2 protein-coding genes are annotated in these 2,816 nt (G+C 68.6%); both read left to right on the forward strand.

Going from position 1 to position 2,816, the window contains the following annotated elements; all coding sequences use genetic code 11:
* Nucleotides 1-286 precede the first annotated feature (286 nt).
* Nucleotides 287-1,978 (forward strand): ShlB/FhaC/HecB family hemolysin secretion/activation protein, encoded by a 1,692-nt coding sequence (locus AC27VN_RS37990; RefSeq protein ID WP_093341877.1) that lies wholly within the window; start codon nucleotides 287-289, stop codon nucleotides 1,976-1,978.
* A 77-nt stretch (nucleotides 1,979-2,055) separates the two neighbouring features.
* Nucleotides 2,056-2,816 (forward strand): DUF2341 domain-containing protein (locus tag AC27VN_RS37995; protein WP_490880003.1); only part of this gene is annotated, 761 nt, incomplete at its 3' end.

Below are 2,816 nucleotides of genomic sequence, written 5' to 3' on the forward strand. Positions count from 1 at the left end.
CAGTCGCTGACGCCGGGCGAGCGCCGCAACCTGAAGCAGTAGCACGAAGGACCACGCGGCATCCGCCGCGTCATTCCAGGAAGGGCCTCCCGCGTGGAGGCCCTTCTTCTTATGTGCGACGACGACCCCGTGCAGGACCCGTCCGACTTTTCTTGATGAAGTTTTCGTGACAAACGACAGTCGCCGCGCTTGCCGGGCGTCTAGGAAACGTACGCAGCGGCGACATGAAGGCTCTCCACCATGGGCCGCTGCCGAGCGAGCTTCATCCTTGAGAACCGAGCTGGAAATGCATGACTTGAAGAAGAACGCCCCACCGATGTGCTGGAGAGCGGTGTGGCTGGCAGTGCTGGCGCTGAGTGCGCACGGGGTCGCGTCGGCGCAAGCCGCGGACACCGCGCCGGCGGCCGCCGCACCCGCCGACACCCAGGCCCCGAACCAGAACCCGCCCCCCGCGGCCGCGGCAGCTGCCGCGCCGGCCGCACCCGAACGAAAGGTCGACGTCACCGAATACATCGTGCGCGGCAACACCGCGCTGGACGCCCGCGCGATCGAGAAGGCGGTCACGCCCTTCCTCGGTCCCGAGCGCACCCTCAAGGACATCGAGGGCGCGCGCGACGCGCTGCTCGCCGCCTACCAGGCCGCCGGCTACCAGTCGGTCTACGTGGACCTGCCCGAACAGCAGGTCGCGCAGGGCGTGGTGTTCCTGCAGGTCAGCGAGACCCGCGTGGGCCGCGTGCGCGTGGTCGGCGCCGAGTACAACTCGCCGCTGGACGTGCGCGACCAGGTGCCCGCGCTGCAGGAGGGCACCGTGCCCGACTTCAACAAGGCCCAGTCGCAGCTCGCCGCGCTCAACCGCGGTCCGAAGCGGCAGGTGATGCCGCTGGTGCGCCAGGGTGCGATGCCCGGCACCATGGACGTGGACCTCAAGGTCGAGGACCAGAGCCCGTGGCGCGCCAGCGTCGGCCTGAACAACGACTACAGCGCCGACACGCGCAAGCTGCGCGCCTCGGCCTCGATCGGCCACGACAACCTGTGGCAGCTCGGGCACAGCGCCTCGATCAGCTTCTTCGGCGCGCCGCAGGACCTGAAGCAGACGCAGGTGGTGTCGGCCTCGTACCTGGCGCCGCTGCCCAACAGCAACTGGTCGCTCGAGGGCTCGGCCTTCTGGTCCGACAGCAACGTGGCCACCGTGGGCGGCACCGACGTGCTCGGCAAGGGCCACTCGCTCGGCATCAAGGCCACCTATACGGTGCCCAACGCCGGCAACTGGTGGCATTCGTTCAGCGCCGGCGTCGACCTCAAGAACAACCGCGAGGCGCTCACGCTCAAGAACAGCAGCGACGAGGTGCCGCTCAAGTACGCGCCGATCACGCTGTCGTACTCGGGCCTGCGCCAGACCGAGAAGAGCCAGTACGGCGTGGGCGTGTCGCTGGTGGTGGGCACGCGCAGCTTCTTCAGCTACGGCAGCGACCAGGCGCAGTTCGACTACAAGCGCTACAAGTCCTCGCCGAGCTTCATGGTGCTGAAGACCGACCTCAACGGCAGCTACACCTTCGAGGGCGGCTCGCAGCTCGCCTTCCGCGTCAACGGCCAGATGACCGACTCGCCCTTGGTGTCGAGCGAACAGATCGCCGGCGGCGGCATGAACTCGGTGCGCGGCTATCTCTCGGCCGAGGCCACCGGCGACTACGGCGTGGTCGGCTCGGTCGAATGGCGCACGCCGCCGCTGACCTGGCTCAACCCCTGGGTCGAGGGCTGGCGCGCCTATGCCTTCTTCGACGGCGCGCGTCTGCGCCTGAAGAACCCGTTGCCCGAACAGGCCGACCGCTTCGCGCTCGCCTCGGTGGGCCTGGGCACCACCTTCAAGGTCGGCCAGTACTTCTCGGGCCGCATCGATGTCGGCCGTCCGCTGAAGGACGGCCCGCGCACGAAGAAGGGCGACACGCAGGTCAATTTCAGCATCAACGCCAGCTACTGATCACCGAACCCGAATCCGAACGCGGCAACGCCACTTTCAAGAATTTTTTTCCACGAGCTTTCCGGAGAACCCCTGTCATGCGACGCTTTCTTTTCCTCGCGCTCACGCTGTTGAGCACGCTCCTGCCGGGCCTGGCCCATGCATGGTGGCAGCCCGAATGGGCCTATCGCAAGCCGATCACCGTGGACGGCGGCCCGCAGGCCGGCGCCATCGGCAGCGACGCCGGCCGCGTGCCGGTGCTGGTGCGCCTGCACACGGGCAACTTCAAGTTCGAAGGCGTGAGCGAGACCGGTGCCGACCTGCGCTTCGTGGCCGGCGACGACAAGACCGTGCTCAACCACCAGATCGAGCAGTTCGATCCGCTGCTGGGCATCGCGCTGGTCTGGGTCGACGTGCCCAACGTCTCGGCCGGCACGCCGCAGAAGCTCTGGATGTACTACGGCAACCCCAAGGCCCCGGCCTCGGGCAACGGCCAGCGCAGCTTCGATCCCGACTACACGCTGGTCTACCACTTCGCCGAAGGCGCGGTGCCGCCGCGTGACACGACCGCCTACGGCAACAACGGCCAGACCCCGACCGTGCCGGCCGAAGGCACGGTGATCGGCAAGGGCGCGCAGTTCGCCGGCGCCCCGCTGATGCTGCCCGCCACGCCCTCGCTGGCACTGGCCGCCGGTTCCAGCTTCACCTTCTCCGCCTGGGTGCGGCCCGACCAGCTCGGCGCGCGCCAGGTGATCTATGCGCGCCGCGACGGCGCGGGCGAACTGCTGGTCGGCATCGACCAGGGCGTCCCCTTCGTGCAGGTCAACGGCCAGCGCAGCACCCCGGCGCAGCCGGTGCA

Source organism: Variovorax sp. 20P10.2.4 (assembly GCF_058244205.1).

What these genes read in the sequence shown, in the direction of transcription:
- AC27VN_RS37990 (WP_093341877.1), top strand. Translation starts at nt 287, where the DNA reads ATGCATGACTTGAAGAAGAACGCCCCACCGATGTGCTGGAGAGCGGTG.